We start from the raw sequence: 25,309 nt of genomic DNA on the forward strand, positions 1-25,309 counted from the left end.
TGCCAGTGTGCTCTGTGATACAAGTGCATTTCACCTGATGTTGCATCTTTTGCTAATTGAGGAACTACTGCTTTGTAGTGAGTTCTTCTTTTATCTCTTCTTGTTGACGATTGTCTTCTCTTTGGATGTGCCATTTCTTATAACTTTTTAATTTGATGAGCGATGAGTATTTGATTTCTCAATTCTCATCATTTTAAACTATTTATTTTTAATCTTTTAATTTCTTTAATGCTTCCCACCTCGGGTCAACTTCTGGTTCTTCTTCAACGATATCTTTAGGACTGAACTTTTCTAGAATCTCTAAATCTTCATCACAAACATGAGGAGAAACTTTTTTCATTGGGATTGATAACATCACGTCTTCATAAATTAGTTGCGAGACATTGAAAGCATGATCCGTTCTTGGAATGGTAATCACATCAACATTACTGTCATCATATTCTTCCCCAAAATTTACCAAAACTTCAATTTCATGTTCTATAGAATAATCAAAATGTTCGTTTGAAATATCACAAACTAAATTAACTGTTCCCGAAGTTTTAATCCAAAGTTCTAAAAAAGTGGTATGCTTATCCATTAAGATATCAGCAACTATTTTAGGTTCTGTAAATTCTTGTTCAGTATCGAAAAGTTGAAAGAACTTCTTATCTATCTCAAACCTGAACTCGTGTTTTCCGTTTTTCAATCCCGAAAACTCAATATCGTAGTTTCTAAACTTGTCCATAAAATGAGTGTGCAAAAATATGCATTTTTTTTAATATTACAAATTAATCTTAAACAAATCTCTAGTAAATATTTTCCAGGCCTATTTACTATGCCCGATCAACCGGCAAATCCTCATCAGCACTGTTACTAGAAGAGCTTCTGCGAGGTTGCATACGATTAGTCATTAGATCATTATATTCTTTTCTATTATTAAAAACTTTAATTGCCATGAAAATTGCTTCGGTAAAACTCTGTTCATCAGCAATATTTTCACCAGCAATATCATAAGCAACGCCATGATCTGGAGAGGTTCTGACAAAAGGCAAACCAGCAGTATAATTTACACCCTCTTCATAAGCCAACGTTTTGAAGGGAGCTAAACCCTGATCGTGATACATTGCCAACACTGCATCAAAGTTCTTATATTTATTCGGCTGAAAATAACTGTCTGCCGGATAAGGACCAAATGCCAATACTCCATTATCAAATAATTCTCGGATTGCTGGTTCGATGATTTCAATTTCTTCTCTGCCAATCGCTCCGCCATCTCCAGCATGTGGGTTTAATCCGAGTACTGCAATTTTTGGTCTTTCGATACAGAAATCTTCAATTAAACACTGATTTAATAGTTTGATTTGCTTTTTAATCTTCTCTTTAGAAATGTTTTCTGCAACGTTAGCAATCGGAATATGATGGGTAGAAACCGCCACTTTTAAATCATCGGTAACCAAAAACATTAATCCTTTTTTACCGAATTTCTCTTCCAAATAACCCGTGTGACCTGCATGTTGAAAACCTTGTTTCATCATTTCCTCTTTATTAATAGGAGCGGTAACCAAAACATCAATTTCTCCTTTCATCAAAGCATTGGTTGCGGCTTCTAAAGAATCAATTGCCATTCGGGTAGATTCTTCGGTAGGAGTTCCTAAATTGACATTCACATTGTCTTTCCAAAGATTCACCATATTAATTTTATCATCTTGAGCTTGAGAAGCCTCGGTGATATAATTAAAGTTATGCTGAAGTTTGAAAATATTTTTCTGATAGGTAAATAGTTTTCCGGAACCAAAAATAATGGGCGTAAAAAAATCGGTAATAGATTTATCTTTCAGAGATTTCATAATGATTTCTGGACCGATCCCATTGTAATCACCGATAGAAATTCCCACTTTTATTTTATGTTGTTTCGGACTCATTTTTATTATCTTTGAAAATTAATAGAATTTTACAAATTTAACAAATTAGGATTAACTACTATTACTTTATTTTTATTCTAAAGAATTAATCGATTTTTAGTTCATCTTTTCTCTTAAAAAAATATCAAAAACATGTTCACAGGAATTGTAGAAGCGACCGGAATTGTAGAAGCAATCAATCATAATGAAAGCAATATCGATTTTATTTTAAACTGTCCTTTCACCCAAGAATTAAAAATTGATCAAAGTTTAGCGCACAACGGCTGTTGTTTAACAGTGGTAGAAATTACCGAAACTCATTATCGGGTAACTGCAATTGATGAAACTTTAGAAAAAACAAATCTTGGCAAATGGGAAATAGGCACCGAAGTTAATTTGGAACGCTGCTTGAAGTTCGATGGGCGACTAGATGGGCATTTGGTTCAAGGTCATGTTGACAAAACGGGAGTGGTAGAAAACATACAAGATAAAGATGGAAGTTTTTTCATCACCATCTCCTATAAAAGCACTAATGAATACACAACCGTTCCGCAAGGTTCAATCACTGTAAACGGAATTAGTTTAACCGTTGCCGAAAGTGGCTTGAACGATTTTTCAGTCGCAATTATCCCATATACGTGGGAATTTACGAATATGAAAAGTCTAAAAATTGGGGACACCGTCAATCTAGAATTTGATATTATTGGAAAATATGTTAATAAATTGATGAAAATAAATGCCACTCACTAAATACAAAGGTTTTAGTTTAAGAAATAAAGTTTTCTGGGGATTCCTGCTGATTTGCTTTCTCAGCATCACAGGCTCTTCTACCTTATCCTACTTTATTTTAAAAAATAATGCGACCGAACAAAGCAGAACCGATCTTCAGAAAAGAGCGGAGTCCCTTATGTCTGCTCTTGATTACGCAGTAAGTCACACCCAAGCACAAACCGACGATTTACCAAAAATTTTATCAAATGCCATTTTCGAAATTGCCGATATCAACAATCAAGATATTATTATTTATGATTTGAACGGGAATTTTGTAATTTCTAATAAAGACATCAATCTGATTTCCACTAAAAAACTTTCCTTAGAAGTGATAAATCAGGTTTTGAAAAGCGACAAAAGAGTTGATTTTCAAAACTATGATCCGAAAACAGGCTCCAATATAACCTCTTCCTATATGATTCTGAAAAACAATATGCTAGAGCCAATTGCTATCGTGTATTTTCCTTATCATCACAATGATGCTTCTTATGTAAGTGTGTTCAACAAATACCTCAATTACATTTTCATTGTTAATCTTTTTGTAATTGCGTTTGGAGTTTGGTTGAGTTGGATTATCTCGAATAACTTGACAAAAGCAGTAACCAAATTTTCAGATTTAATTAATAGAGTCACCCTTTTCGAAGATGATCCGCAACCAATTCGATATTACCAAAATGATGAATTAAATCAGCTGGTAAAAGCTTACAACAAAATGATTCTTCAGATTAAAGAACAAAAAGAAAGACTTAGTTTTAAAGAAAAAGAAGAGGCCTGGCGAGAAATGGCAAAACAAGTTGCTCATGAAGTAAAAAACCCTTTAACACCGATGAAACTGACCATTCAGAATTTCGAAAGAAAATTTGACCCGAACGATCCAGACATCTACAAAAAAGTAAAATATCTAAGCAAAACGATAGTCGATCAAATCGATTTGGTAGCCACGGTTGCAAATGCTTTTTCACAGTTTGCGCAACTGCCGGAAAAGAACAATGAGATTTTTAATTTAAATAAAGAAATAAAAAATATCATCAATATTTTCAGTGACGAAAAGATTTACTTTCATGCGAACAAGGAGAAAATAATGATTGAAATGGACAAAATCTACCTCTCCAGAATCATTACTAATTTGGTTTCTAATGCAAGACAAGCAGGCGATGATAAGCGAGAGAACATCATTAATATCGATGTAGAACAAAGGCAAAAAAGAATCATTATTACCGTAGAAGATAATGGCATCGGGATTTCTGAAGATTATTATAGTCGAATTTTCGAACCTAATTTCACTTCCAAATCTAGCGGAATGGGTCTCGGCTTAACGATGGTTCGCAAAATGGTGGAAGATTATAAAGGTGAAATATCCGTAAAATCTGAACTTGGAAAAGGAACAACCTTTACTATTTCGCTTCCTAACAATTTGAAATAAATTCAAATAAAACAATAAAGGTCTAAAGAATTACGTCGCTATACCATCTAAAATTTATTTTGATTAAAATTCCTAATATTCTTAATTTCAGTGAAACCTTTTCAGTTTAAACAATTTAGCATTCAGCAATCCAAAACGGTATTTCGTGTCGGAACTGATGGCGTGCTGCTCGGCGCTGCTTCAGCAGTTAGCAATGCGAAAAACATTCTGGAAGTCGGGACAGGAAGTGGCTTAATCTCATTGATGTTGGCCCAAAGAAATCCGCAAGCAGAAATTCACGCAATCGACCTTAATGAAAATGCTGTAATGCTCGCTAAAGAAAACTTTGAAAATTCGCCATTTAAAAACAGATTAAAGGTTTTTCTACAGGATTATAAAAACTTTAATTCAAAAGAAAAATATGATTTAATTGTTTCGAACCCTCCTTATTTCAAAGAAAATGAGTCAGAAAAAGACATTATTGCGAGACAACAAACCGAACTTTCTTTCGAGTTTTTAATTGAAAAATCATCGGATTTATTATCTGAAAAAGGATTACTTTCAGTGATTATCCCTTTCGAATCTGGTCTTTTATTTGAAAAATATTGCAACAAAAAATCATTGTATTTAAACAATAAAATACAGATTTATGGAATCAGAGACTCTAAACCGAAAAGACTGTTATTAGAATTTGGATTTCAGCAAAAAGAAGCAGATGAGTCGGAGTTAGTTATCGAAAAATCTCCACGGAAATATACAGACGAGTATCTAAAGCTTACAGAAGAATTTCATCAATTCTCAAAATAAATCTTTTATTTCGGAGCGTTCAAAGTAATTACGATATCTTTTAAAATATTTTTTGTCGACGAATATTTAGCATCACAAACCATTGTTGTTAGCGTATAATTGCCTTTTTCTACTAAAATAAAATTTTCATTATCTGCCGGCACATTTACGTTGTAGAATTTCTTACCACTGAGTTTTACAATCAAGTTGCATTTTGATTTATTTTTGATTTGCACATAAGCAGTCTTGCTGCTAGAATCACTATTAAAAAGATGATTCAATAAATCTTCGCTTCCTTTATGGTTGGTGTTCGAACCGTTTTTGGCAATATCTCTTTTTACTTCATTTTTATGGGGCATTGTATTTACTGGTGCAATCGTGGGTTTCGTAATTTTCGCTTGTTGAGCTGGTGTTTTATCACTATTTATCACTGCAAAAAGTTTTCTTTTAAACTCAGGGGTTCTCGGATGATCAGGATTGAATTTAATGAAATTGGCAATCACCTGTGCATCGGTACTTTTCTCAACCTGCTCGATGGTATATTTCGATTGAGCATAAGAAAAAAATGAAATAAATAAAAACAAGAAATAGATATATTTTTTCATCAATGAGTTAAGTTTTAGAATTCTACATTTTAGAAATAACGAAAAATTGTACTTTTTAGTTTGTGTGAAATTTATTATCTTTGCAACGCTTAAAAACATAGCTAACTTAATCAATTTTTAATTAAAAAAACAAGAAATATGTACACACCAGTTGCTGCAGATGTAGCTAAATTAAGAAATATCACAGGCGCAGGAATGATGGACTGCAAAAAAGCATTAGTTGAAGCAGAAGGAGACTTCGATAAAGCAATTGAAAACCTTAGAAAAAAAGGACAAAAAGTTGCTGCTAACAGAGCAGACAGAGATTCTCATGAAGGTGCTGTAATTGCAAAAGTAAACCAAGACAACACGATGGGAGCAATTATCGCTTTAAATTGTGAAACAGATTTCGTTGGAAAAAATGACAGCTTCGTAGAGCTCGCTCACGAACTTGCTGAACAAGCTATTTTCTATGCAAACAAAGAAGAATTTTTAGCATCTGATTTCCACGGAGTAACGGTTGCAGAAAAATTAATCGAGCAAACAGGAATTATCGGTGAGAAAATAGAAATCGGTGCTTTCGAAAGAATCGAAGGACCTTTCTTAGGAGCTTATATCCATGCTGGAAATAAAATTGCTGCCATCACTTCTTTATCTGCAAATGTAGATGGAGCTGCAGAAGTTGCAAAATCTGTTTCTATGCAGGTTGCTGCAATGAACCCAATCGCTTTAGATGAAACGATGGTTTCTCAAGACACGATTGATAAAGAATTAGAAATCGAAAGAGAATTATTGACCAAAGAAGGAAAACCTGCGAACATTATCGAAAATATCCTTAAAGGAAAAATGCAGCGTTTCTACAAAGACAACACTTTGGTACACCAGTCTTTCATCAAAGATTCAAGCATATCTGTTGCCGACTATGTAAAATCAGTCAACAGCGATTTGAAAGCTGTAGGATATGTAAGAGCAAGCCTTACTTAATTTCTGCACTTTAATATAATTAAAATCTCTTTCTATTTTTAGAAAGAGATTTTTTTTTCGGCGAAATAGCAGTATTTTTGACGTCTAATTTTTATAACATTGAAAAATTTACTTTCTTTACTTTTCGGACTATTCTTTATTGTAGGAAACTCACAATACATCACCGTAAGTTACAAAAGTCCTGACGACCTCGTGAGGGAGTTTATTGGGGCTCAAAATGCAAGTTGTATAACATTTTCAAATGCATCAGTAAAAAACTGGCAAGATTACGACAACCTTAAACCTTTCAGTTATGGTTATTTCGAAAAAGGAACTTTGCCTTTTGATATTGAAAAAGGAATTATTTTAAGTACAGGAAGTGCAATTAAGGCGCCAGGACCGAATAAAACCACCTTAAGTGATGGCTCCGGCTCTCTCTGGGTAGGTGACAGTGATTTAGAATACAAAATCCCCGCTGCAAGTCCTTCTGTAAATGCTACGTCTTTAGAATTCGATTTTATAGCAAACAATACGACCGGAATAAGTTTCGAATACATGTTCCTTTCTGAAGAATCATATGACGGAAACTGTAACTATTCGGATGCGTTTGCTTTTTTAATTAAGAAAAGCGGCAGCACCGCTGATTATGAAAATATTGCTCTTGTTCCCAACACATTAGAACCTGTCGACACCAAGACCATTAACGGCTCTGGCAAATGCCCAAAAAACACCAATTATTTCGGAGGATTTAACAGTGCAAACGGAGGCGACGATTCCCCAACAAATTACAACGGACAAACCAAAGTTTTAACTGCAAAAAAAGACGACATCATTCCCGGCCAAATGTATCATATCAAGCTGGTTATTGCAGATCATCTAAATTATCAGTTTGATTCCGCGGTATTTTTAAAAGCCGGCAGTTTTGTTGGAAAAAAAGATTTAGGTCCGGATCTCTTAATAACGAACAACAATGCACTCTGTGAAGGAGAAACCAAAATATTGGACGCCACGACTGCAGGCGCAACTTCTTACCAGTGGTTTAAAGAAAACGTTGCCCTTTCCGGAGAAACAAATGCTCAGTTATCAATTCCGGGTTTACCATCGGATAACGGAAATTATGAAGTAGAAGTGAGTCTCGGAGGCTGCATCCTTAAAGGTTCGGTTAAAGTTGAGATTCAGCCAAAAGCAATCATTAATTATGGCAGTTATCCACTTTGTGATGAAAAATTAACAGGAAGTGTGCCGATAAATTTCACCACGGTAAGCAGTCAGATCATTTCCAATTTCAGCCCGATTTACGTTCCTAAATATTATCTAAAACAGACCGATGCGCAGGACGGCACAGGAACACCGTTGGCAGACGGCTGGCTTTTATCCGCAGACACCGATGTTTTCGTAAGGGTTGAAAGTACCTTAGGATGTTCGCCCGTCATTGGACAAATTAAACTAATGATTAAAGATAAAACACCACTTTTAAAAAGTAATTTTACCACTGCACCCAATTGTGATAACAACCGCACAGGCTCCGTTTCCGTTGATTTGAATAGATATCTAGCAGAATTCACATCAGATTCAACGATTACTCCATTCTTTTTCGCTTCTCTTGCAGATGCAAAAAATAATACGAATCCGATTTCAGCATCACAAACTGTAACTACGGCTTCCCGAACTTTTGGTATTCGATTACAAAACAGTACAGATTGTGCAAATGTGGCGGAAATTACGATTATTAAAAATACGCCAAACGAGTCCTTGATTCTAAAAGACAAACCAATTTGCGGTGATTCTACAACAACTTTAGATGCTGGTTCCGGATTCGATTATTACAAATGGAGCACTGGTGAAGAAGGCATTTCAAAATCAAGCATTTCAAATGTGGAAATCGGCGATTATTGGGTAGATCTAAGTTCCAATGGCTGTATTTATCGTCAATTTGTAAAAGTTACCGCAGCTGAACTTCCACAAATTACCAATATCGATGTCACCGGAAATACAGCAACTGTTTTTGTAAACGGCGGAAATTCACCTTATCAATATTCATTGGATAATATCACTTTCCAAGGCTCCAATATTTTCACCAATGTTCCACGAGGACTTCGTAAAGTTTATGTGAAAGATGCGCAGAATTGCGAAACTATTTTTAAAGAATTTTTAGTCATTAATTTAATTAATGTCATTACGCCCAACGCAGATGGCAAAAATGATGTTTTGGATTATTCGGATTTAAGCATTAAAAAAGACGTAAAAATCGAGATATTCGATCGCTATGGAAATCAAGTTTTCATCTCCCAAAAAACACCTTATATCTGGGATGGCAAAATGAACGGCAGAGTTCTTCCGACCGGAACGTATTGGTACATCCTGAGCTGGACGGAGCCTGACACTAATTTGCCGGTTTCCTACAAAGGCTGGATTTTACTGAAAAACAGAAACTAAATTATCCGATCGAAATGTGGTCGAAATGCTGAAAACCATTCAGAAAATCTTTTACAGACATTCTTTTCTTTCCTTCCAGTTGAACTTCTTCAGGGAAATAGAAGCCATCTTTCGTAAAGATTTTGAATTGATGTTTATCGATTTCTAAAGTTCCCGGTGTTTTGTCATGAGCGATATTTTCAAATTTACCCTTATAAATTTTTAAGAATTTTTCGTCTTCTCCAATTTTAATGGTCGTAAAAGCTGCCGGATACGGCGACATTCCACGGATGAAATTATGAACGGTTTCTGCATTTTGATTCCATTGAATTCGGGTATCTTCTTTGAAAATTTTAAAAGCATTTTTCGGATGTTCAACAGTGGGTTGCGGTTTTTCCTGAATTGAATTTTCAGACAAACCATCTAAAGTTTCAACGACGAGTTCCGCACCCATTTCCATTAAACGGTCGTGTAATTCGCCGGCATTTTCTTCAGGTGAAATTTCGATTTCCTTTTGCAGAAGAATATTTCCCTCATCAATTTTTTCATTAATAAAAAAAGTAGTTGCTCCTGTTTTTTTCTCACCATTAATTACCGCATAATTAATCGGAGCCGCGCCACGATAATCTGGAAGCAATGAAGCATGAAGATTAAAAGTTCCCATTTCGGGCATTTCAAATAGAATTTTGGGCATCATTCGGAATGCTACAACGACAAAAACATCGGCATTGAGTTTTTTAATTTTTTCTAAAAATTCAGGATCCCGTAATTTTTCAGGTTGAAAAACTGGCAAATTATTTTCTACTGCAAATACTTTAATTGCAGATTGATGAATTTTTTGTCCACGGCCACTCGCTTTATCTGCCACCGTTACCACGCCCACAACTTCATGATGAGACTGATGAATCGCTTCTAATGAAGTTTTTGCAAATTCTGGAGTTCCGAAAAATATAACTTTTAATGATTTCATTGAATATAATAATTGAGGATATTTAAATAACAAATCACTTTAATTGTGATTATAACAGTATGTTCTAAAATTGAGCATTTTCACTTTACCCGAATCAAGCAAATGAATCAGATTTTCTAAAACATTTTCTTTAACAAAATAATTCAGCTTAATGGAAATCTCTTCTACATTTGCCGGAGCTATTTTTAAAATTTCTAAAATCTCCTGGGAAACATCACGCCCGAAGACCGTTTCTTTTTGATGTTCACAAACCGAACAATGCCCACAGTTTTTGATATTTTTCTCGCCGAAATAAGACAAGATGAGTTTCATTTTACAGAAGTCATTATCCTGAACAAAGAATTTCATTTCCTCCCATTTCTGAATTTTGTTCTTCTGAATCTGAGAAAAAAGATTCCAATACTTTCCTTCTATTGCCCGCTGATCCCGATGTTTCAGAAACTTAACACTTGACAAAGCTCCATCGATATAATCTAAATAGCCTTTTTTTTGCAATTCACGCAACCGTTCTTTTACCAAATGAGGATCAGAATCGATTTTATTGCTCAAAGCTTTTTCGCTGAACATCACTTTGTGCGTGGTAAGTCCGGAAAGAGTTCGCAATAAAAGTTCAATAAAATAAGCATCTTTTTTGGGTAATAAATCGATTTCATCAGAAGAAATTTTAAGCTCCAGTGATGAAAGAGAATTTTGATAATTATAAAAAATAATTTCCTGATGATGCAAAAACTGAAGTACGCTTCTAATCTTTGCTAAAGATACTTTTGTAAATTTCTGAATTTTTTGAATATGAAGTTGAAATACATTGTCCGGCAGATCATTTTCTGCAATTTGAAAAGTGGAATATAAATAAGAAACAATATTCTGAAACTCTGCTTTCGACGGGATTTGATTGATTAAAATCTGGTCAAAATTCTTTAATTCCTGCTCATTCCAAAGTAGAAAAGCATACGATTCTGCACCATCCCGTCCGGCCCGACCGATTTCCTGATAATAATTTTCAATAGATGCAGCTGGAGAAAAATGGATAATAAAGCGCACATTATCCTTGTCGATTCCCATCCCGAAAGCATTGGTAGAAATCAAGACTTGATCTTGACTTTGCAACCAAAGTTTCTGTTTTGCATTTTTTTCCTTTACTGGAATCCCGGCATGAAAGAAATCGACATTTGTGATTTGATTTCGGTGAAGAAAAGCGGAAAGCTCTTCGGCTTCTTTTCTGGTTCTGACGTAGATAATTCCGGAGGAGTTGTTGTATTTTAAAAGATTTTGAACTCTTTCATATTTATCAGAAATTTTGTCAGCTATAATTTTAAGATTATTTCGTCGAAAACTTTTCTGAAAAATAACCGGATTTTTAAGATGGAGCTTTAACTGAATTTCCTGTAAAACTTTTGGAGTTGCAGTGGCTGTCAGTGCAACGCAGGGAATGTTTTTTAATTGATCCCTGAATGCTTTGATATGTTGGTAACTCGGTCGGAAATCTTGTCCCCATTCCGAAATACAATGCGCTTCATCGACTGCGATAAATGAGATTTCAATTTCTTCTAAATTTTGTAAAAATAATCGATTGGTCAAACGTTCTGGTGAAATGTATAATAATTTGGTCAAGCCGTCTTTGCAACGGTTAAAAATAATTTCGGCATCATATTCATCTAATTCTGACGAGAGGTATTCTGCTTCTATTCCGATGTTTTTCATCTGATAGACTTGATCTTTCATCAGTGCCAAAAGCGGAGAGACGACCAAACAAGTTCCTTCTAACACCAAAGCCGGAAGTTGATAACAAAGTGATTTTCCGCCACCAGTAGGGAGTAGCGCCAATGTATCTTTGCCTGAAATAATCGAATTAATGATTTCTTCTTGTGAATCCCGAAAGGAATCATAACCCCAAAAATGCTTTAGGGTTTGCTTTTTTAATTTTTCAAAATCTTGTTGGGAAATCATCGAGTAAAATTACAGAAACAAATATCATTAAACAAAAAAAGCCACGATTAACGTGACTTTTCTTTGGTATTTAAAAGCTTGAAAAAATTACTTTGCTTCGAAGTAAACTCTTCTGTTCGCTCTGTTTTTCCATTCTGGACATTTCGTTGCAGGCTCACATTCTGGATATTTAAGGTTTGTTTCACCTCTTCCTATCGCATCTAACTTACCTGAATTTACACCATTTTTGATTAAGTAATTCTTAACATTATTCGCTCTTCTTTCAGATAATTTTTGGTTGTAAGTGCTAATACCTTGCGTATCAGTTCCTCCAATTACATAGTAAGAACCTTCTGATGAATTAATATAATTAACTGCATTGTTTAAAATTGGAGTATTAGATGGAAGAATCCTGTCTGAATTCACATCGAATTCAATTCCTTCTAATGTTCTGGTCTCATCTGAAACTGTCGCTTTTGAATCTAGCGGGCAACCATCATTTTCTATAGGTCCTGGAACGGTGACACACTTATCATATAAATCAATTACTCCATCCATATCCGTATCCAAAGCTACACCAGCACCATCAACCCTTGCTCCTGCAGGAGTATCTAATTGTCTGTCCCAGTCGTCACAAACCCCATCATTATCAGCATCTCCTTTTTTACAAACTTCAACATCTTGATTCCTATCAGCCAACACATCTAACTTATAATAGATTTCCTGAAGTGGGTCATGCCAAAAAAGGTGAGATTCGTGTTTTCCTAAATTTAAAGTTGCTCCTAACGTAATATTAATTAAGTTATCCGAAGAGTTATCATTAACTTTTCCGTTATATAAAATACCACCTGAACCATCAAAATTATCATCACCTGTTAAGACATACATTCCTCTTGCTTCAAGATCTAAAAATTTTGTAGCGCGGAATTTAAGTCCAGCACCGGCTTGCCCGAATAAACTCCCTAATTTAAAGGGTTTAATTTCCGATACTAAATTTTGATTATAAGCTCCGCCGTCATCTTGTCGATAAGTTCTGTATGCTAAAGTACCAAAGCCAGCATAACCATGTAATGCCCATCTGAAAGGCGAATGATTATCTATCCTTCTCAAAAGGTTTGAAAAATTAATATCTCCTAATATAGAAATTGCATCGTATTGAGTCCTTGAATCATCACTTTTTGTTGAAGCAATACGGTCTTTCGTATTTATCAATCCTTGTCTTGCCTCCCCTTTATCGTATTGAATTTTAAGGCCAAAAGCATGAGAGAGTGCTTTATCAACACTTAAGTAAGAGGACCATCCGAAAAAATTTTTATTCGCTCCGAATTCTTTAAGAGAACTAGACTCTTCACCAGTAACTAGTGGTATACCTACGCCAGCAGAAATAGCCCAATCATTAAATTTTTTTGATTCTTGAGTTAAACTAGATCCGTTTGCAGATCCCGAAGTATAAGCATTCGGAAAATTACCAGAGGAGGTATTTTGCGCAAAAATAGCAGCTGGCAAAAAGACTGCTAATACAACTGAAGCTAAACTTAATTTCATAATTTTCGTCTTTTTATTAATCACATCTATTTATAAGTCAGGCGTTTAAAACCAACTTTACATTTAATAACCCAATTTTATAACAATTAATATTTCAAATTTAAATCATTAGAATGATTTACAAATGCTCGACAATTCGTCCAAAAGTTTTCTAGAAAACTCACGTTGATATAAATGTTTTTGATGGGGAATTTTCAATTCGTTACAACAGAAATGAAGATGACCAACACATACAACATCGATATCGATAATCCTGTCCTGGTATACTCCTGAAATCAATGTATCATTTGCTCTGCCCATTTCTCTTTCGATTAATTTTATTTTATCTAAGAGTTTTATGGGAGAAAATTGAGTTTTTATCACCAATGCAATATTACAAAAAATATTATTACTAGCGAATTCTACGGGTTCAGTAAATACCATTTCGGTTTTCTTTATTATCTCCCCGATGTCCTTTTCTATCAAATGGAGCGCTAACCCTATATTACTTTTAGGATCTCCCAAATTGCTTCCGAGTAACAAAGTGGCCTCTTGTTGCGACATATCGTTCAAATATATAAATTATGAAGAGTTTCTTTAAAAATGTTATGGCAAATATAGTTGCAATTATCATTATAGCCGCAGTGTTTTCATTGTTTTTAATAATGATTATCGCAGCAAGTGCCTTCAGTGGTGATCAAAAACCTAACATAAAAGACAATACTATACTAACATTAGATTTTAAAACAAATATTATTGATAGCCCTACAGAAGATCAAGATGCTTTATTATCTTTCAATGTGAATACTAAAGAAAAAAATATTTTAATATTCGACATGTTAGAAGCAATTAAAAAAGCAAAATCTGACGATAAAATTAAAGGTATAAGCATCGAAACGGATGGAATTCATGCTGGTTTTACGCAGTTAGATGATATTCGTAGTGCTTTAGAAGACTTTAAGAAAAGTGGAAAATTCGTATATGCTTATGGCAACGTGGTATCGCAACCCTCCTATTACCTAGGCTCTGTCGCTGATCAATACATTCTAAATCCAGCGGGTGGCATCGACTTGAAAGGCTTATCAACAGAAGTCTTATACATGAAGAGCTTTGCAGAAAAATACGGAATTGGAATTCAAATCATCCGTCACGGAAAATACAAATCTGCTGTAGAACCATTTATGAGAGATGATATGTCTCCCGAAAACAAAGAACAACTTTCTACTTTATTAAATGATATTTGGTCTATAAATTCACAGAAAATCGCAAATTCACGAAAAATTGATCCTGCGCAATTTCGAACTATTGTCGATAGTCTTTATGGAGCGATTCCTGAACTAAGTTTAAATCATAAATTAGTAGATAAGTTAATGCAGAAAAGTGAGTACGACCAAATGATTAAAACAAAACTAAATCTCACAGAAAAAGACAAACTCACCAAAGTATCTTTTAAAAAATACATCAATTCTTATCATGACAATTCTAAAAAAGATGACCAAATTGCGATACTCTATGCCTCTGGAGCAATCTATAACGGTGAAGGATATCAAAATATTTACGCTGATAATTTCGTAAAAGAAATTAAAAAGATAGCAGAAAATGACAAAGTGAAAGCCGTAGTTCTTAGAATAAACTCTCCTGGCGGAAGTGCAAATGCTTCTGATGAAATCTTATTCGAATTACAACAACTGAAAAAGAAAAAACCAATCATTGTCTCTTTTGGTGATTATGCCGCCTCAGGTGGATATTATATCGCAATGGCGGCAGACAAAATCTACGCTGAACCAAATACCTTAACGGGTTCTATCGGCGTTTTCGGGATGATTCCTTACTTTAAAGAAGCTGCGAACAAAAACGGCCTAACTTCTCATGCAGTGACTACCAATGCGAATTCTAACATGTACTCCCTCGTAAATGGAGTCACCCCAGGAGGAGTAAATATTTTAACAAAAAACGTAGAACAAACTTATAAGCGATTTGTACATTTCGTAACAGAAAACCGTAAGAAATCGTTTGAGCAAATTGATGAAATCGGTGGTGGTAGAGTTTGGAGCGGAACTCGTGCGAAGGAAATTGGCTTGGTCGATGAATTAGGCACATTGCAAGATGCAATCAATTTCGCAGCACAAAAAGTAAAGTTGAAAGATTATGGCGTAACAGCTTATCCAAAGAAAATGAGTCAGTTTGATCAAATTTTCAAAAACCTAGATGAAGATGAAATTTCTGCAAGATTGATTAAAAATAAAATCGGCGTAGAAAACTACAAGATGTTTGAACAAATAACCAATCCGAAATTACAAGAAGGCGTAATGATGAAAATGCCTTTTGAAATTAAAATCGATTAAATCCTTTCGTTAAATTTAAAAGCAAATCCCGCCCTGAAATTCAGGTCGGGATTTATTTTTATAATATTATATTGTGCATTAACTACGTTTCGTAGCCATTCCAAAAACCCATAGAAGGAGTAAAGCTCCCAAAACGGCGAGAAACATACTTTTAATATCGAACTCATTTACCGTTCCCCAGCCCAGCATGCTGCCAATCCAACCTCCAACGAAGGCGCCAACAATTCCTAAAATGATCGTCATTAACCAACCCATTCCCTGATTACCAGGCATAATGAATTTTGCAATAGCTCCTGCGATAAGACCAAAAATGATCCAAGTTAAAATTCCCATAGTTCTCAATTTTAAATGTTACTATTAATTAATTATTATTATCAATTTAATATCAAACATAAGACCAAAATAATATAAATTACATAAATTGGTTCAAAAAATATGAATTTACTATTTTGAAATTCAATAGTATTAAAATCGCATATTTATAAATCTTATCTCTTTTTAAAAAAGGAATCTACAAATTCAACTCCATTAAACAACTGTAAATCAGTCATTTTCTCACCAACACCGATGTATTTTACAGGAATTTGAAACTGATCAGAAATCCCGATTACCACTCCTCCTTTCGCTGTGCCATCTAACTTGGTTATCGCCAGTGCATTAACTTCAGTAGCTGCTGTAAACTGCTTGGCTTGCTCAAAAGCGTTTTGTCCAGTAGAACCATCCAATACCAAAAGAATCTCGTGAGGAGCATCAGGAATTACTTTCTGCATCACTCTTTTAATTTTCGTCAGTTCGTTCATCAGATTCACTTTATTATGCAAACGCCCTGCAGTATCAATTATCACAACATTTGCTTGATTAGCAACCGCACTTTGAACAGTATCAAAAGCAACAGAAGCAGGATCACTGCCCATATTTTGTTTCACAATCGACACTCCAACTCTTTCACTCCAAATCGTTAATTGCTCTGTTGCAGCCGCACGGAAAGTATCTGCAGCACCAAGTACCACTTTTTTACCTTCTGATTTAAACTGGTGTGCTAACTTCCCAATTGTCGTCGTTTTACCAACGCCATTTACACCAACAACCATGATGACATAAGGCTTTTTAGACTCATCGATGTTTCCCGTTCCGATATGTGGATTTTCTAATAATAAACCTGAAATTTCTTCTCGTAGAATTTGATCGAGTTCATCGGTTCCCACAAATTTATCTCGTGCAACACGTCGCTCAATTCTTTCAATAATTTTTATCGTTGTAGAAGCACCTACATCAGAAGCGATGAGCACTTCTTCCAAATCATCCAAAACCTCATCATCAACAGTACTTTTCCCGACAACTGCTTTCGAAATTTTTTCAAAAAAACCTTGGTTCGATTTTTCCAAACCTTTATCTAAAGTTTCCTTTTCTTCTTTTTTAAAAATCTTTTTATACCAACTCATTATAAAAATTACAAATTTGAATTATAAACATTTGCCAATAGCAAACAAAGATAAAATAAAAAAACTATCCATTTAGGATAGTTTTATATATTCTCGTGTGAGTCGAAATTATTTTTTCAAATAAGAATCAACTTCATCAGCGTTCATTACTTTCTCATCGAAAACGTAAGCTCCACTTTTCGCAGACTTTACCATTTTCACAACTTTGGTCATTTTTTTTGAACCTGCACCACCTTGAAGCGTTGCTACTACTTTTTTTGCCATTTTTTATTTGCTTTAAAAAATTACTTAATTTCTTTGTGAACAGTATATTTCTTAAGAACAGGATTGAATTTTTTCAACTCTAATCTCTCGGTAGTGTTCTTTTTGTTTTTAGTAGTGATGTATCTTGACATTCCTGCTACTCCAGTTTCTTTGTGCTCTGTGCACTCCAAAATCACCTGTACTCTATTACCTTTTTTTGCCATGATTTCTTATTTTTTAATGAAACCACTTCTGGTTCCTCTTAATATTGCTTCTTCAATCCCTATTCTATTGATAATTCTCAATCCATGAGCTGAAACTTTTAAAGTTACAGATTTCTCTTGCTCTGGAAGGAAAAATTTCTTTTCCAATAAGTTAATTTCAAAACGACGCTTCGTTTTGTTATTAGCGTGAGAAACATTGTTTCCTACCATGGCACGCTTTCCTGTTATTTGGCAAATTCTTGACATATCTCGACGTTCTTATTTCTGAATAAATATTTGAGAGTGCAAAATAACGAAGAATATTTTAGTTAGACAAATAATATTGTAAATTATTTCAAAGAAAATTCAAACTTCTGCACTGCTATTATTTGGAAAGGCAAATCCTTTTTAATACTAAACAATATTTACCTCTCTTTCTAGTTCAATTCCAAATTTCTCTTTTACCGAATCAATAATCATCGTCGAAAAACCAAAAATCTCTTTCCCTGTCGCATTTCCCGTAGCATTCACAATAACCAAAGATTGTAGTTTGTGAGAAGCTACATTCCCTATTTGTTTCCCTTTCCAGCCGCATTGTTCGATGAGCCAACCCGCAGGAACTTTCACGAAATTTCCGTTCGGATAACCTTGAATATTCTCAAATTGAAGTTTTAAATTTTCAAATTTCCCCAAACGAATCGACGGATTTTTAAAAAAACTACCCGCATTTCCAATTACTTTTGGATCAGGCAATTTACTTTGTCGAATATGAATCACTGCTTTCGAAACATCTTGAATCGTAGGATTTTCAATTCCTAATTTTTCCAACTCGGTTTTTATTGCGCCATATTCGGTTTTAATCAAATGATTTTTAGTTGTCAATTTGAAAGTAACTTTCAAAATCACATATTTTCCCTTGCCTTCTCTTTTAAAAATAGATTCACGATAACCGAAATTGCATTTTTCATGATTGAACTCTTCCACTTCTAAAGTTTCTAAATTCAATACTTTACAACTCACGAAAGTATCTTTAATTTCCGTTCCGTAAGCGCCGATATTCTGCATTGGCGAAGTTCCTACATTCCCTGGAATCAACGATAAATTCTCTAAACCACCGTAGTTTTTATTCAAGCAAAACTGTACAAATTCATGCCAGTTTTCACCCGCTTTTGCCGTTACCAAAACTTCATTATCATTCAAAGTTTCCTCAGAAATTCCTTTTAAATTCAATTGAATAACCAATCCATCGAAATCTTTGGTAAACAAAATATTGCTTCCGCCACCGAGGAAAAGTCGTGAAGTATTTTGAGTAATTGAGTAATTGAGTGTTTCGAGAAGTTCATCAATCGACGAAACTACTGCGAAATATTTCGCAGAAACATCAACTCCGAAAGTATTGAGATTTTTTAATGAAAAATTTTGTTGAATCTTCATATTTATTTAGGACTGTTTGCGAGCATATTATGAATTCTTTTTTCGGCTTCTTCTTTAGCAATTCCATGATAAAAATCGACTACAAAAGGATGACTAAAATCCAACTGAGGATAAACTTCTGGTCTTTCATTCCCAGGTTTAGTTTTCACATCCATCGCCACCCCTTTTTCAAATTGATAATCTGGAAGCGCATTACTCAACCAACCGAAATAGATGGTTTCGTGATTTTCATTATTGAAATTAGTGTGATAGTCTTCGAAATTTTCTTCACTTACAGAAACCCAAAGCCCATATTCCAAATAACGAGAGGTATTCATGATTTTCTGCTTCAACACCACCCGAATAAACCGATCTGTTCTATCTGGATATTCAATGATACAAAAATCTGAATCGATATGAATAGGATAACTGTTTTTTTGCTCCTCGGTTAGCCAATAATACGAATTGGGATAAGAAAAAGTGAGTGCAGGATAGTCGTGATGAATTTCACCACAAACAGAACATTTATACTCAGAATTCATTGGAATCATAATTTATCAAATCTACATAAATTTTGGCTAAAGCCAATTGCTTTCACAATTAAAAAACGGGCTAAAGCCCGTTCCTATTGATATTAAAGATCAAACTCAATTTTATATTTTTGAAGCGCATCTTCCAGCAATTCCACACTTCTTCGCAAATCCGCTTCATTCAAAACATAAGCAATTCGCACTTGTTTTTTACCCAATTCTGGATTGCTATAAAATCCGCTCATTGGCGCAACCATAATGGTTTCGTTGTTGTTCGAATAACTTTCCAAAAGCCATTGCGCAAATTTATCGGTATCATCCACTGGAAGTTCTACCGCACAATAAAATGCCCCTTTCGGTTTCGGACAAATCACTCCGGGAATCCCGTTCAGCAAATCAACCAACACATTTCTTCGGTGCGTATATTCTGCAAGGACTTTCAAAATATATTCGGTATCGTTTACGTGCGCTGCAGCAGCTGCAATTTGACCCAAAAGAACCGGACTTAATCTTGCTTGCGCAAAAAGCATCGCCGCATCATGAATTTTTTTCGAACGCATCACCATAAAACCAATTCTTGCACCACACATCGAATAACGCTTGGATTCTGAATCAATGATGATACAGTTTTCCGCAATTTCCGGAAATTCCAACATCGATATTTGTTGCTTTCCATCATATACATATTCGCGATAAACCTCATCGGAAATAATCACAATATCGTGTTTCAAAGCAATATCTGCCAATTGTTGCAACTCTTCTCTGGTGTAAAGATAACCTGTCGGATTTCCTGGATTACAAATTAAAATCGCTCTCGTTTTTGGCGTAATTTTCTTCTCAAAATCTTCAATCGGAGGCAACGCAAAACCGCTATCAATCGTTGAAGAAACCGCAACAACATTTACGTTAAAAGTGCTTGCAAAACCGTTATAATTCGCATAATAAGGTTCCGGAATAATCACTTCATCTCCATCGTCACACAAAGTGGAAATCGCAAAATTCAACGCTTCTGAACCACCGTTGGTTACAATAAAATTATTGGTCGTTAAATCCGTAAATCCTAAAGAATGATAATAATTATTTAATGCCGTTCTATACTCTAAATTCCCTTCTGAAAGTGCATATTCGTAAATCTTTAAATGATTATCTTTCACCGCATCCAAAGCAGATTTCGGAGTTTCAATATCGGGTTGACCAATATTCAAATGATACACTTTTATTCCTTTTTGTTTTGCGAGTAATGCGTAAGGAACGAGTTTTCTAACGGGCGACGCAGGCATATTCTGCGCTCTATGAGATATTTTCGGCATTTTAATTTATTATTTTTACAAAATTAAGAAATTTTTTAGGAGCAACACGATTATTCCTTCTTTGAGATTTCAGTCCAGCTCTTCGCTGCAATCTGTCATTGCGAACAAAGTGAAGCAATCTTTTCAAATGATGTTTCCGCACTGCCAGTATTTCCACCGCGATCTGGGCTAAAATTTCGGGCGGTTTGTTTGTCTACTGAGAGGAAATCATTCTAATTAAAATAAAAAAACATCATCGTTGGTGATCGCTCCTCTGGAGCTTCGGGTTTTGCTTGTCTTCATTTCTACCAATAGTTCGCGGCTCTGCGGCTCGTTTAAAAAACTTTAATAATGTCACGCTTTCGGAATTATCACTATTTCAAAAGGAAATAAAAGAAAAAACCGCAGAAAGAATCCACGGTTTCAAAAATATTTTAAAAAATTTTATTTTACAAATCCTTTGATTTTCAACAATGGTTTCAAATCTGGAGTTCTTCCGGTAAATTCTTTAAAAGCATCATTTAAATCTACAGAATTTCCAACAGATAAAATATATTTACGGAAACGATCGCCGTTTTCACGGGTCATTCCGCCATGCGTTGTAATCCAATCCCAAGCATCGGCATTCAACATATCGCTCCACATATACGCATAATAACCTGCAGAATATCCGCCGCCAAAAATATGCGCAAAATAAGGAGAATGATATCTTGGCGGAACTTCTTTTAAGTTAAAACCATATTTCGCCAAAACGTCTTTTTCAAATTCCAAAGTCGGTTTAAACTGCGATTCATCGGTCACCGAATGCCAGTTCATATCAATCGTCGCCGCAGAAACCAATTCTGTTGTCGAATATCCTTGATTAAAAGTTCCTGCTTTTTTAATTTTATCAACTAACGCTTGTGGCATTGGTTTTTTGGTTTGATAATGAATAGCATAATTCTTCAACACAGAAGGTTCCAACGCAAAAAACTCATTAATCTGAGAAGGAAATTCCACAAAATCACGTGGCACATTCGTTCCCGAAATCGAAATGTATTTTTGGTCTGCAAACAATCCGTGTAAAGTATGTCCGAACTCATGGAACATCGTACTTACATCATCATAAGAAATTAAAGATGCTTTTCCTTCCGCAGGTTTCTGATAATTAAAAACATTTACAATCACAGGTTTTTGCCCCAAAAGATGACTTTGTTCCACAAAATTGCTCATCCAAGCGCCACCGTTTTTATTATTTCTGGTATAAAAATCTAAGTAATAAATCGCCAAAGATTTGCCATCTCTATCGAAAACTTCGTAAGCCACAACGTCCGGATGGTACACTGGCAAATCGTTTCTTTCTTTAAAAGTAATTCCGTAAAACTTTTCGGCAGCGTAGAAAACACCTTTTTCTAAAACCGTTTTCACTTCGAAATAAGGTTTTATTTCATTCTCATCAAGGTCGTATTTTGCTTTTCGAACTTGCTCTGCGTAGAAATTCCAATCCCAAGGTTCCACGGTAAATCCGCCTTTTTGCTGATCGATTAATTTCTGAATTTCATCGCTTTCTCTTTTCGCAGTTGCCACAGCTGGAGTTGCTAACTTAGCCAAAAGATTCATTGCATTTTCTGGAGTTTTCGCCATTTGATCTTGGAGTTTCCATTCAGCGAAAGATTTTTTACCCATTAAATGTGCTTTTTCCATTCTCAATTTCACTTGTCTTTCCAAGTTACTTCGAGTATCATCGGCATTGCCTTTTTCGGCTCTGTACCAAGATGCTTTGAAGAGTTTTTCTCTAGTCGCACGGTTTTTCAAATTCTGAAGAAGAGGTTGCTGAGTTGTATTTAATAAAGTTAAAAGATATTTCCCTTCTTGCCCCGCCAATTTCGCATCGGCGGCAGCTGCGGCAATTTCGTCGGCAGAAAGCCCATCGAGTTCTTCTACATCAGTAATCAGTACCGAACCATTTTTTCGAGCTTCCAAAAGCTTACTTGAATATTGAGTAGAAAGTGTTGCTAATTCTTCATTAATTTTTTTAACTTTTTCTTTATTTTCAGCGGAAAGATTCGCACCAGCGATTTCGAAATTGGTTTTATACACTTCCAAAAGTCGTTTTTCTTCTGATCCTAAACCATTGGTTTTAATGGCTTTAATTCTTGAATACAATTTTTCATTCAAATAAATCTGATCCGAAAGTCCCGAAAAAATCGGCGCATATTCTTCTTCCAACTTCTGCAACTCAGAATTGGTGTTAGATCCGGTGAGATTATAAAAAACGATTTGCGCTCTTTTCAAAACTTCGCCACTGTTTTCTAATGCCAAAAGCGTATTTTCGAAAGTTGGAGTTGCTTTATTATTGGCAATTTTTTCAATTTCTGCCAATTGAATTTTCATTCCATAATCGAATGCTGGCTTGAAATGTTCGTCTTTAATTTTATTAAATTCAGGAGCTTGGTATTGCAACGAACTTTTTTTCATGAACGGATTATTCGCCATATCAGCGTTGGGTACAGCGATTTCTGTAGCGGAATTTTCTGAAGTTTTCATAGTGGTGCAGGCTGTTGTCATCGCCAAAGAGGAAATTAAAAAAACAGATGTAATATTTTTCATTCGTAAATTGTTATTAAAGGATAAAGGTATTAATTTAAAATTTATCTTTAACATAACAAATTAAAATAAAACTATGAAAACACTCACCATCTCAGTTCTTGCCGCATTTTTCACTTTATCATCTTGCAACGTAAAATCCGACAACGGCGGTTTCTCTTTTAATGTTGTACCAAAAGTTGGGACTGGACCAATAAAAAATAAAGAGTTCAAAATGTCATTTGACGAAATTAAAGTAGCACAATCCATCAATGCAGAAGTGGTGAAAGCCGACGAAGAAAAAGTGGTAATTACTGCTCCATCAGATATTATTGAAGATATTTTGGTTGAAAATAATAATGGAAAATTATACATCCATTTCAAATCTGGTGTAAATATTTCGGCAAGAAATGTATCAGCAAAGATTTTTGCTAAAGATTTTTCTGCGGTAAAAGCCAGTTCTTCGGCATCAATTAAAATTAAAGATCAATTTACGCAAGACCGAATGAATATCGAGGCTTCCAGCTCTGCCGACATTTCCGGGAATTTAGAAGCCAATGAAATGTCGATTAATGTTTCAAGTTCGGGCAGTTTTACAGGAAAAATTTGGGCTGTCAATTTAAAATCGGAAGCCACTTCTTCGGGAGACATTAACATTTCGGGGAAAACAAAAAATGCCAATTTAAGCGCCTCTTCCTCCGGAACTTTAAATGCACAAAAAATGATTGCTGAAAACGCAGATATAAAAGCTTCAAGTTCCGGAGATGTGAGTCTTTCTGTCTCTAATCAGCTGAACGCTTCGGCAAGTTCGTCGGGTGATATTTCTATTTACAGAAAAGGAAATCTGAATATCATTAGCAAAAAAGAAAGCAGCGGCGGAAGCGTTTCGATACAGTAGAAATGCTATTTTAAATATTTAAAAAGATACTTTGCAGAATTTTCTGTGGGGTATTTTTTTTGGAATGTAGTGTCAGTTGCGTTAGTTTTTTGTTGAGATTGGGAAAGTTGTGTATATTTGAGTTTAACTGTAAACGTATCACAAAACATCGTAAACATGGGTCTATTTGACATTTTTAAATCTTCGAAAAAAGAAAACCATAATCCTATATCTAATAGTATTGGTCAATTTTTCTATAGCGAATTTGACGGAACAAAAAATTTTAAAGGAATAATTAATTCAACTATTGATAAAAATATTGAAATTTTATTTCCAATTAATGAAAGTGAAATTTCAAAATATCAGTTTGATTATTTTAAAAAAATAGAAACAAATTGGATTTCTATCAGGCAAAAACTTAAGATTTTTAATTCTCAAATTGATTTTGAAAATTATAAAGTTGTTCATATTTTAATTCCAGACAAAAAACATGAGCATTACGATATGGGTGCTGAAATAGTATTTCAAAATAAAGAAAACTTTATTTCGGTGATTTTGAATGACATCAATATTGACGAAATAATCGAAAACTAAAAAAATCGCCCATCGCTCCCGAATCCTTTCGTGTGGGCAATTTAATTTAGCACACGTTTCTTTTGAACGAAAAGGAATTCTATAAACAAAGTAATACATGAATTAACAATTACAGAGAAACCCCTACAATATATTTCATTTTTATTTTGATAATGTTCCATTATTCGTTAACTTTGGCAAGTGGAAATAATTAGAGAAATCGTTTTTTATAAAGATTACTTTGACGACTTTTTTGAAACCTTAACCGCAAAGGACAAAGTTGACGAAGTGCTTTTTATGATGACAATTCTTGAACGCGTTCCAACTAAATTTTTTAAAAGTATTGAAGGTGTAAAAGGACTTTTTGAAATTCGAATTGAATTCGAAAGCAACATTTATCTAATATTTTGCTGTTTTGATAAAGGAAATTTAGTAGTTCTTTTCAACGGGTTTCAAAAGAAAACTCAGAAAACACCAACAAAAGAATTGAACAAAGCAGAAAAAATAATGGCAGAATATTTTAACGAACAAAAAGAAAATAATGGAAACAAAAAATAAAAACATTAAAACTCTCGCCCAACATCTTGACAAAAGATACGGAGAAACAG

26 protein-coding genes are annotated in these 25,309 nt (G+C 34.6%); 9 read left to right on the forward strand and 17 right to left on the reverse strand.

Annotation, left to right across the window (positions count from 1 at the left end):
- The 3 genes from rpmF to pdxA all read right to left on the reverse strand — a co-directional run.
- Positions 1–134, reverse strand: a 134-nt coding sequence (rpmF, locus tag WBY99_RS06060; RefSeq protein ID WP_423975461.1) for a 50S ribosomal protein L32, incomplete at its 3' end; no start/stop codon positions are given.
- Between the two features lie 74 nt (positions 135–208).
- Positions 209–724, reverse strand: a complete 516-nt coding sequence (locus WBY99_RS06065; protein WP_423975437.1) for a YceD family protein — start codon at positions 722–724, stop codon at positions 209–211.
- 88 nt (positions 725–812) lie between these two features.
- Entirely contained in the window at positions 813–1,901 is a 1,089-nt protein-coding gene (pdxA, locus tag WBY99_RS06070) for a 4-hydroxythreonine-4-phosphate dehydrogenase PdxA (protein WP_423975438.1), read from the reverse strand.
- A 132-nt stretch (positions 1,902–2,033) separates the two neighbouring features.
- Here pdxA and WBY99_RS06075 point away from each other — a divergent pair, with 132 nt between their 5' ends.
- The 3 genes from WBY99_RS06075 to WBY99_RS06085 all read left to right on the forward strand — a co-directional run bounded on the left by WBY99_RS06075 (position 2,034) and on the right by WBY99_RS06085 (position 4,860).
- Positions 2,034–2,630, forward strand: coding sequence for a riboflavin synthase (locus tag WBY99_RS06075; protein WP_423975439.1), 597 nt, complete (start codon positions 2,034–2,036; stop codon positions 2,628–2,630).
- Complete coding sequence (locus tag WBY99_RS06080) at positions 2,617–4,074, forward strand: ATP-binding protein (RefSeq protein ID WP_423975440.1); 1,458 nt, start codon at positions 2,617–2,619, stop codon at positions 4,072–4,074. The genes WBY99_RS06075 and WBY99_RS06080 overlap by 14 nt, the downstream gene beginning before the upstream one ends.
- A 90-nt stretch (positions 4,075–4,164) precedes the next feature.
- Positions 4,165–4,860, forward strand: a complete 696-nt coding sequence (locus WBY99_RS06085; protein ID WP_423975441.1) for a tRNA1(Val) (adenine(37)-N6)-methyltransferase — start codon at positions 4,165–4,167, stop codon at positions 4,858–4,860.
- A gap of 5 nt (positions 4,861–4,865) precedes the next feature.
- Here WBY99_RS06085 and WBY99_RS06090 read toward each other — a convergent pair whose 3' ends face one another.
- Positions 4,866–5,444, reverse strand: coding sequence for a DUF6759 domain-containing protein (locus WBY99_RS06090; protein WP_423975442.1), 579 nt, complete (start codon positions 5,442–5,444; stop codon positions 4,866–4,868).
- A 138-nt stretch (positions 5,445–5,582) separates the two neighbouring features.
- On the opposite strand from WBY99_RS06090, the gene tsf reads away from it, so the two are divergent.
- Together tsf and WBY99_RS06100 are read left to right on the forward strand one after the other, a co-directional pair.
- Entirely contained in the window at positions 5,583–6,407 is an 825-nt protein-coding gene (tsf, locus tag WBY99_RS06095) for a translation elongation factor Ts (RefSeq protein WP_423975443.1), read from the forward strand.
- A 99-nt stretch (positions 6,408–6,506) separates the two neighbouring features.
- Entirely contained in the window at positions 6,507–8,822 is a 2,316-nt protein-coding gene (locus WBY99_RS06100; RefSeq protein ID WP_423975444.1) for a choice-of-anchor L domain-containing protein, read from the forward strand.
- Position 8,823: 1 nt separating this feature from the next.
- Here WBY99_RS06100 and fmt read toward each other — a convergent pair whose 3' ends face one another.
- The 4 genes from fmt to folK all read right to left on the reverse strand — a co-directional run bounded on the left by fmt (position 8,824) and on the right by folK (position 13,785).
- A complete protein-coding gene (gene fmt, locus WBY99_RS06105; RefSeq protein ID WP_423975445.1) occupies positions 8,824–9,771 on the reverse strand; it encodes a methionyl-tRNA formyltransferase in 948 nt (315 codons plus the stop codon).
- 39 nt (positions 9,772–9,810) lie between these two features.
- Positions 9,811–11,718 carry a RecQ family ATP-dependent DNA helicase gene (locus tag WBY99_RS06110; RefSeq protein ID WP_423975446.1) on the reverse strand — a complete coding sequence of 636 codons (1,908 nt, stop codon included), beginning with the start codon at positions 11,716–11,718 and terminating at the stop codon, positions 9,811–9,813.
- Positions 11,719–11,805: 87 nt separating this feature from the next.
- Positions 11,806–13,242: an OmpA family protein gene (locus WBY99_RS06115; protein WP_423975447.1), complete on the reverse strand. Its 1,437-nt coding sequence runs from the start codon at positions 13,240–13,242 to the stop codon at positions 11,806–11,808.
- A 108-nt stretch (positions 13,243–13,350) separates the two neighbouring features.
- Positions 13,351–13,785: a 2-amino-4-hydroxy-6-hydroxymethyldihydropteridine diphosphokinase gene (gene folK / locus WBY99_RS06120; RefSeq protein ID WP_423975448.1), complete on the reverse strand. Its 435-nt coding sequence runs from the start codon at positions 13,783–13,785 to the stop codon at positions 13,351–13,353.
- Between the two features lie 20 nt (positions 13,786–13,805).
- Between folK and sppA the strand changes: the two genes are divergently transcribed.
- Positions 13,806–15,566: a signal peptide peptidase SppA gene (sppA, locus tag WBY99_RS06125; RefSeq protein WP_423975449.1), complete on the forward strand. Its 1,761-nt coding sequence runs from the start codon at positions 13,806–13,808 to the stop codon at positions 15,564–15,566.
- 78 nt (positions 15,567–15,644) lie between these two features.
- Here the strand turns inward: sppA and WBY99_RS06130 are convergent, their stop codons facing one another.
- The 9 genes from WBY99_RS06130 to WBY99_RS06170 all read right to left on the reverse strand — a co-directional run bounded on the left by WBY99_RS06130 (position 15,645) and on the right by WBY99_RS06170 (position 23,275).
- Positions 15,645–15,899 (reverse strand): GlsB/YeaQ/YmgE family stress response membrane protein, encoded by a 255-nt coding sequence (locus tag WBY99_RS06130; protein WP_423975450.1) that lies wholly within the window; start codon positions 15,897–15,899, stop codon positions 15,645–15,647.
- A gap of 155 nt (positions 15,900–16,054) precedes the next feature.
- Positions 16,055–17,008 carry a signal recognition particle-docking protein FtsY gene (ftsY, locus tag WBY99_RS06135; protein WP_423975451.1) on the reverse strand — a complete coding sequence of 318 codons (954 nt, stop codon included), beginning with the start codon at positions 17,006–17,008 and terminating at the stop codon, positions 16,055–16,057.
- 108 nt (positions 17,009–17,116) lie between these two features.
- The gene (locus WBY99_RS06140) at positions 17,117–17,272 is read right to left on the reverse strand and encodes a DUF4295 family protein (RefSeq protein ID WP_423975452.1); all 156 of its coding nucleotides are present in this window, start codon (positions 17,270–17,272) and stop codon (positions 17,117–17,119) included.
- Between the two features lie 20 nt (positions 17,273–17,292).
- Entirely contained in the window at positions 17,293–17,475 is a 183-nt protein-coding gene (gene rpmG / locus WBY99_RS06145; protein WP_193811744.1) for a 50S ribosomal protein L33, read from the reverse strand.
- Positions 17,476–17,481: 6 nt separating this feature from the next.
- Positions 17,482–17,721 (reverse strand): 50S ribosomal protein L28, encoded by a 240-nt coding sequence (gene rpmB, locus WBY99_RS06150; RefSeq protein WP_423975453.1) that lies wholly within the window; start codon positions 17,719–17,721, stop codon positions 17,482–17,484.
- A gap of 147 nt (positions 17,722–17,868) precedes the next feature.
- Positions 17,869–18,888 (reverse strand): UDP-N-acetylmuramate dehydrogenase, encoded by a 1,020-nt coding sequence (murB, locus tag WBY99_RS06155; protein ID WP_423975454.1) that lies wholly within the window; start codon positions 18,886–18,888, stop codon positions 17,869–17,871.
- A gap of 2 nt (positions 18,889–18,890) precedes the next feature.
- Positions 18,891–19,409 (reverse strand): DUF2199 domain-containing protein, encoded by a 519-nt coding sequence (locus WBY99_RS06160; RefSeq protein ID WP_423975455.1) that lies wholly within the window; start codon positions 19,407–19,409, stop codon positions 18,891–18,893.
- Between the two features lie 92 nt (positions 19,410–19,501).
- Positions 19,502–20,707 carry a pyridoxal phosphate-dependent aminotransferase gene (locus WBY99_RS06165; RefSeq protein ID WP_423975456.1) on the reverse strand — a complete coding sequence of 402 codons (1,206 nt, stop codon included), beginning with the start codon at positions 20,705–20,707 and terminating at the stop codon, positions 19,502–19,504.
- Positions 20,708–21,130: 423 nt separating this feature from the next.
- Positions 21,131–23,275 (reverse strand): M3 family metallopeptidase, encoded by a 2,145-nt coding sequence (locus WBY99_RS06170; protein ID WP_423975457.1) that lies wholly within the window; start codon positions 23,273–23,275, stop codon positions 21,131–21,133.
- A 73-nt stretch (positions 23,276–23,348) separates the two neighbouring features.
- On the opposite strand from WBY99_RS06170, the gene WBY99_RS06175 reads away from it, so the two are divergent.
- The 3 genes from WBY99_RS06175 to WBY99_RS06185 all read left to right on the forward strand — a co-directional run bounded on the left by WBY99_RS06175 (position 23,349) and on the right by WBY99_RS06185 (position 25,259).
- Positions 23,349–24,149 (forward strand): head GIN domain-containing protein, encoded by an 801-nt coding sequence (locus tag WBY99_RS06175; protein WP_423975458.1) that lies wholly within the window; start codon positions 23,349–23,351, stop codon positions 24,147–24,149.
- A 156-nt stretch (positions 24,150–24,305) separates the two neighbouring features.
- Positions 24,306–24,722 (forward strand): hypothetical protein, encoded by a 417-nt coding sequence (locus WBY99_RS06180; RefSeq protein WP_423975459.1) that lies wholly within the window; start codon positions 24,306–24,308, stop codon positions 24,720–24,722.
- Positions 24,723–24,902: 180 nt separating this feature from the next.
- Entirely contained in the window at positions 24,903–25,259 is a 357-nt protein-coding gene (locus tag WBY99_RS06185; RefSeq protein ID WP_423975460.1) for a type II toxin-antitoxin system RelE/ParE family toxin, read from the forward strand.
- The last annotated feature ends 50 nt before the right edge of the window (positions 25,260–25,309 follow it).

The sequence above is a fragment of the Kaistella sp. genome (assembly GCF_049588135.1).
Classification (GTDB): domain Bacteria; phylum Bacteroidota; class Bacteroidia; order Flavobacteriales; family Weeksellaceae; genus Kaistella.

What these genes read in the sequence shown, in the direction of transcription:
- WBY99_RS06065 (WP_423975437.1), bottom strand. Translation starts at nt 724, where the DNA reads ATGGACAAGTTTAGAAACTACGATATTGAGTTTTCGGGATTGAAAAAC.
- pdxA (WP_423975438.1), bottom strand. Translation starts at nt 1,901, where the DNA reads ATGAGTCCGAAACAACATAAAATAAAAGTGGGAATTTCTATCGGTGAT.
- WBY99_RS06075 (WP_423975439.1), top strand. Translation starts at nt 2,034, where the DNA reads ATGTTCACAGGAATTGTAGAAGCGACCGGAATTGTAGAAGCAATCAAT.
- WBY99_RS06080 (WP_423975440.1), top strand. Translation starts at nt 2,617, where the DNA reads ATGCCACTCACTAAATACAAAGGTTTTAGTTTAAGAAATAAAGTTTTC.
- WBY99_RS06090 (WP_423975442.1), bottom strand. Translation starts at nt 5,444, where the DNA reads ATGAAAAAATATATCTATTTCTTGTTTTTATTTATTTCATTTTTTTCT.
- tsf (WP_423975443.1), top strand. Translation starts at nt 5,583, where the DNA reads ATGTACACACCAGTTGCTGCAGATGTAGCTAAATTAAGAAATATCACA.
- fmt (WP_423975445.1), bottom strand. Translation starts at nt 9,771, where the DNA reads ATGAAATCATTAAAAGTTATATTTTTCGGAACTCCAGAATTTGCAAAA.
- WBY99_RS06110 (WP_423975446.1), bottom strand. Translation starts at nt 11,718, where the DNA reads ATGATTTCCCAACAAGATTTTGAAAAATTAAAAAAGCAAACCCTAAAG.
- WBY99_RS06115 (WP_423975447.1), bottom strand. Translation starts at nt 13,242, where the DNA reads ATGAAATTAAGTTTAGCTTCAGTTGTATTAGCAGTCTTTTTGCCAGCT.
- folK (WP_423975448.1), bottom strand. Translation starts at nt 13,785, where the DNA reads ATGTCGCAACAAGAGGCCACTTTGTTACTCGGAAGCAATTTGGGAGAT.
- sppA (WP_423975449.1), top strand. Translation starts at nt 13,806, where the DNA reads ATGAAGAGTTTCTTTAAAAATGTTATGGCAAATATAGTTGCAATTATC.
- WBY99_RS06130 (WP_423975450.1), bottom strand. Translation starts at nt 15,899, where the DNA reads ATGGGAATTTTAACTTGGATCATTTTTGGTCTTATCGCAGGAGCTATT.
- ftsY (WP_423975451.1), bottom strand. Translation starts at nt 17,008, where the DNA reads ATGAGTTGGTATAAAAAGATTTTTAAAAAAGAAGAAAAGGAAACTTTA.
- WBY99_RS06140 (WP_423975452.1), bottom strand. Translation starts at nt 17,272, where the DNA reads ATGGCAAAAAAAGTAGTAGCAACGCTTCAAGGTGGTGCAGGTTCAAAA.
- rpmG (WP_193811744.1), bottom strand. Translation starts at nt 17,475, where the DNA reads ATGGCAAAAAAAGGTAATAGAGTACAGGTGATTTTGGAGTGCACAGAG.
- rpmB (WP_423975453.1), bottom strand. Translation starts at nt 17,721, where the DNA reads ATGTCAAGAATTTGCCAAATAACAGGAAAGCGTGCCATGGTAGGAAAC.
- murB (WP_423975454.1), bottom strand. Translation starts at nt 18,888, where the DNA reads ATGAAGATTCAACAAAATTTTTCATTAAAAAATCTCAATACTTTCGGA.
- WBY99_RS06160 (WP_423975455.1), bottom strand. Translation starts at nt 19,409, where the DNA reads ATGAATTCTGAGTATAAATGTTCTGTTTGTGGTGAAATTCATCACGAC.
- WBY99_RS06165 (WP_423975456.1), bottom strand. Translation starts at nt 20,707, where the DNA reads ATGCCGAAAATATCTCATAGAGCGCAGAATATGCCTGCGTCGCCCGTT.
- WBY99_RS06170 (WP_423975457.1), bottom strand. Translation starts at nt 23,275, where the DNA reads ATGAAAAATATTACATCTGTTTTTTTAATTTCCTCTTTGGCGATGACA.
- WBY99_RS06175 (WP_423975458.1), top strand. Translation starts at nt 23,349, where the DNA reads ATGAAAACACTCACCATCTCAGTTCTTGCCGCATTTTTCACTTTATCA.
- WBY99_RS06180 (WP_423975459.1), top strand. Translation starts at nt 24,306, where the DNA reads ATGGGTCTATTTGACATTTTTAAATCTTCGAAAAAAGAAAACCATAAT.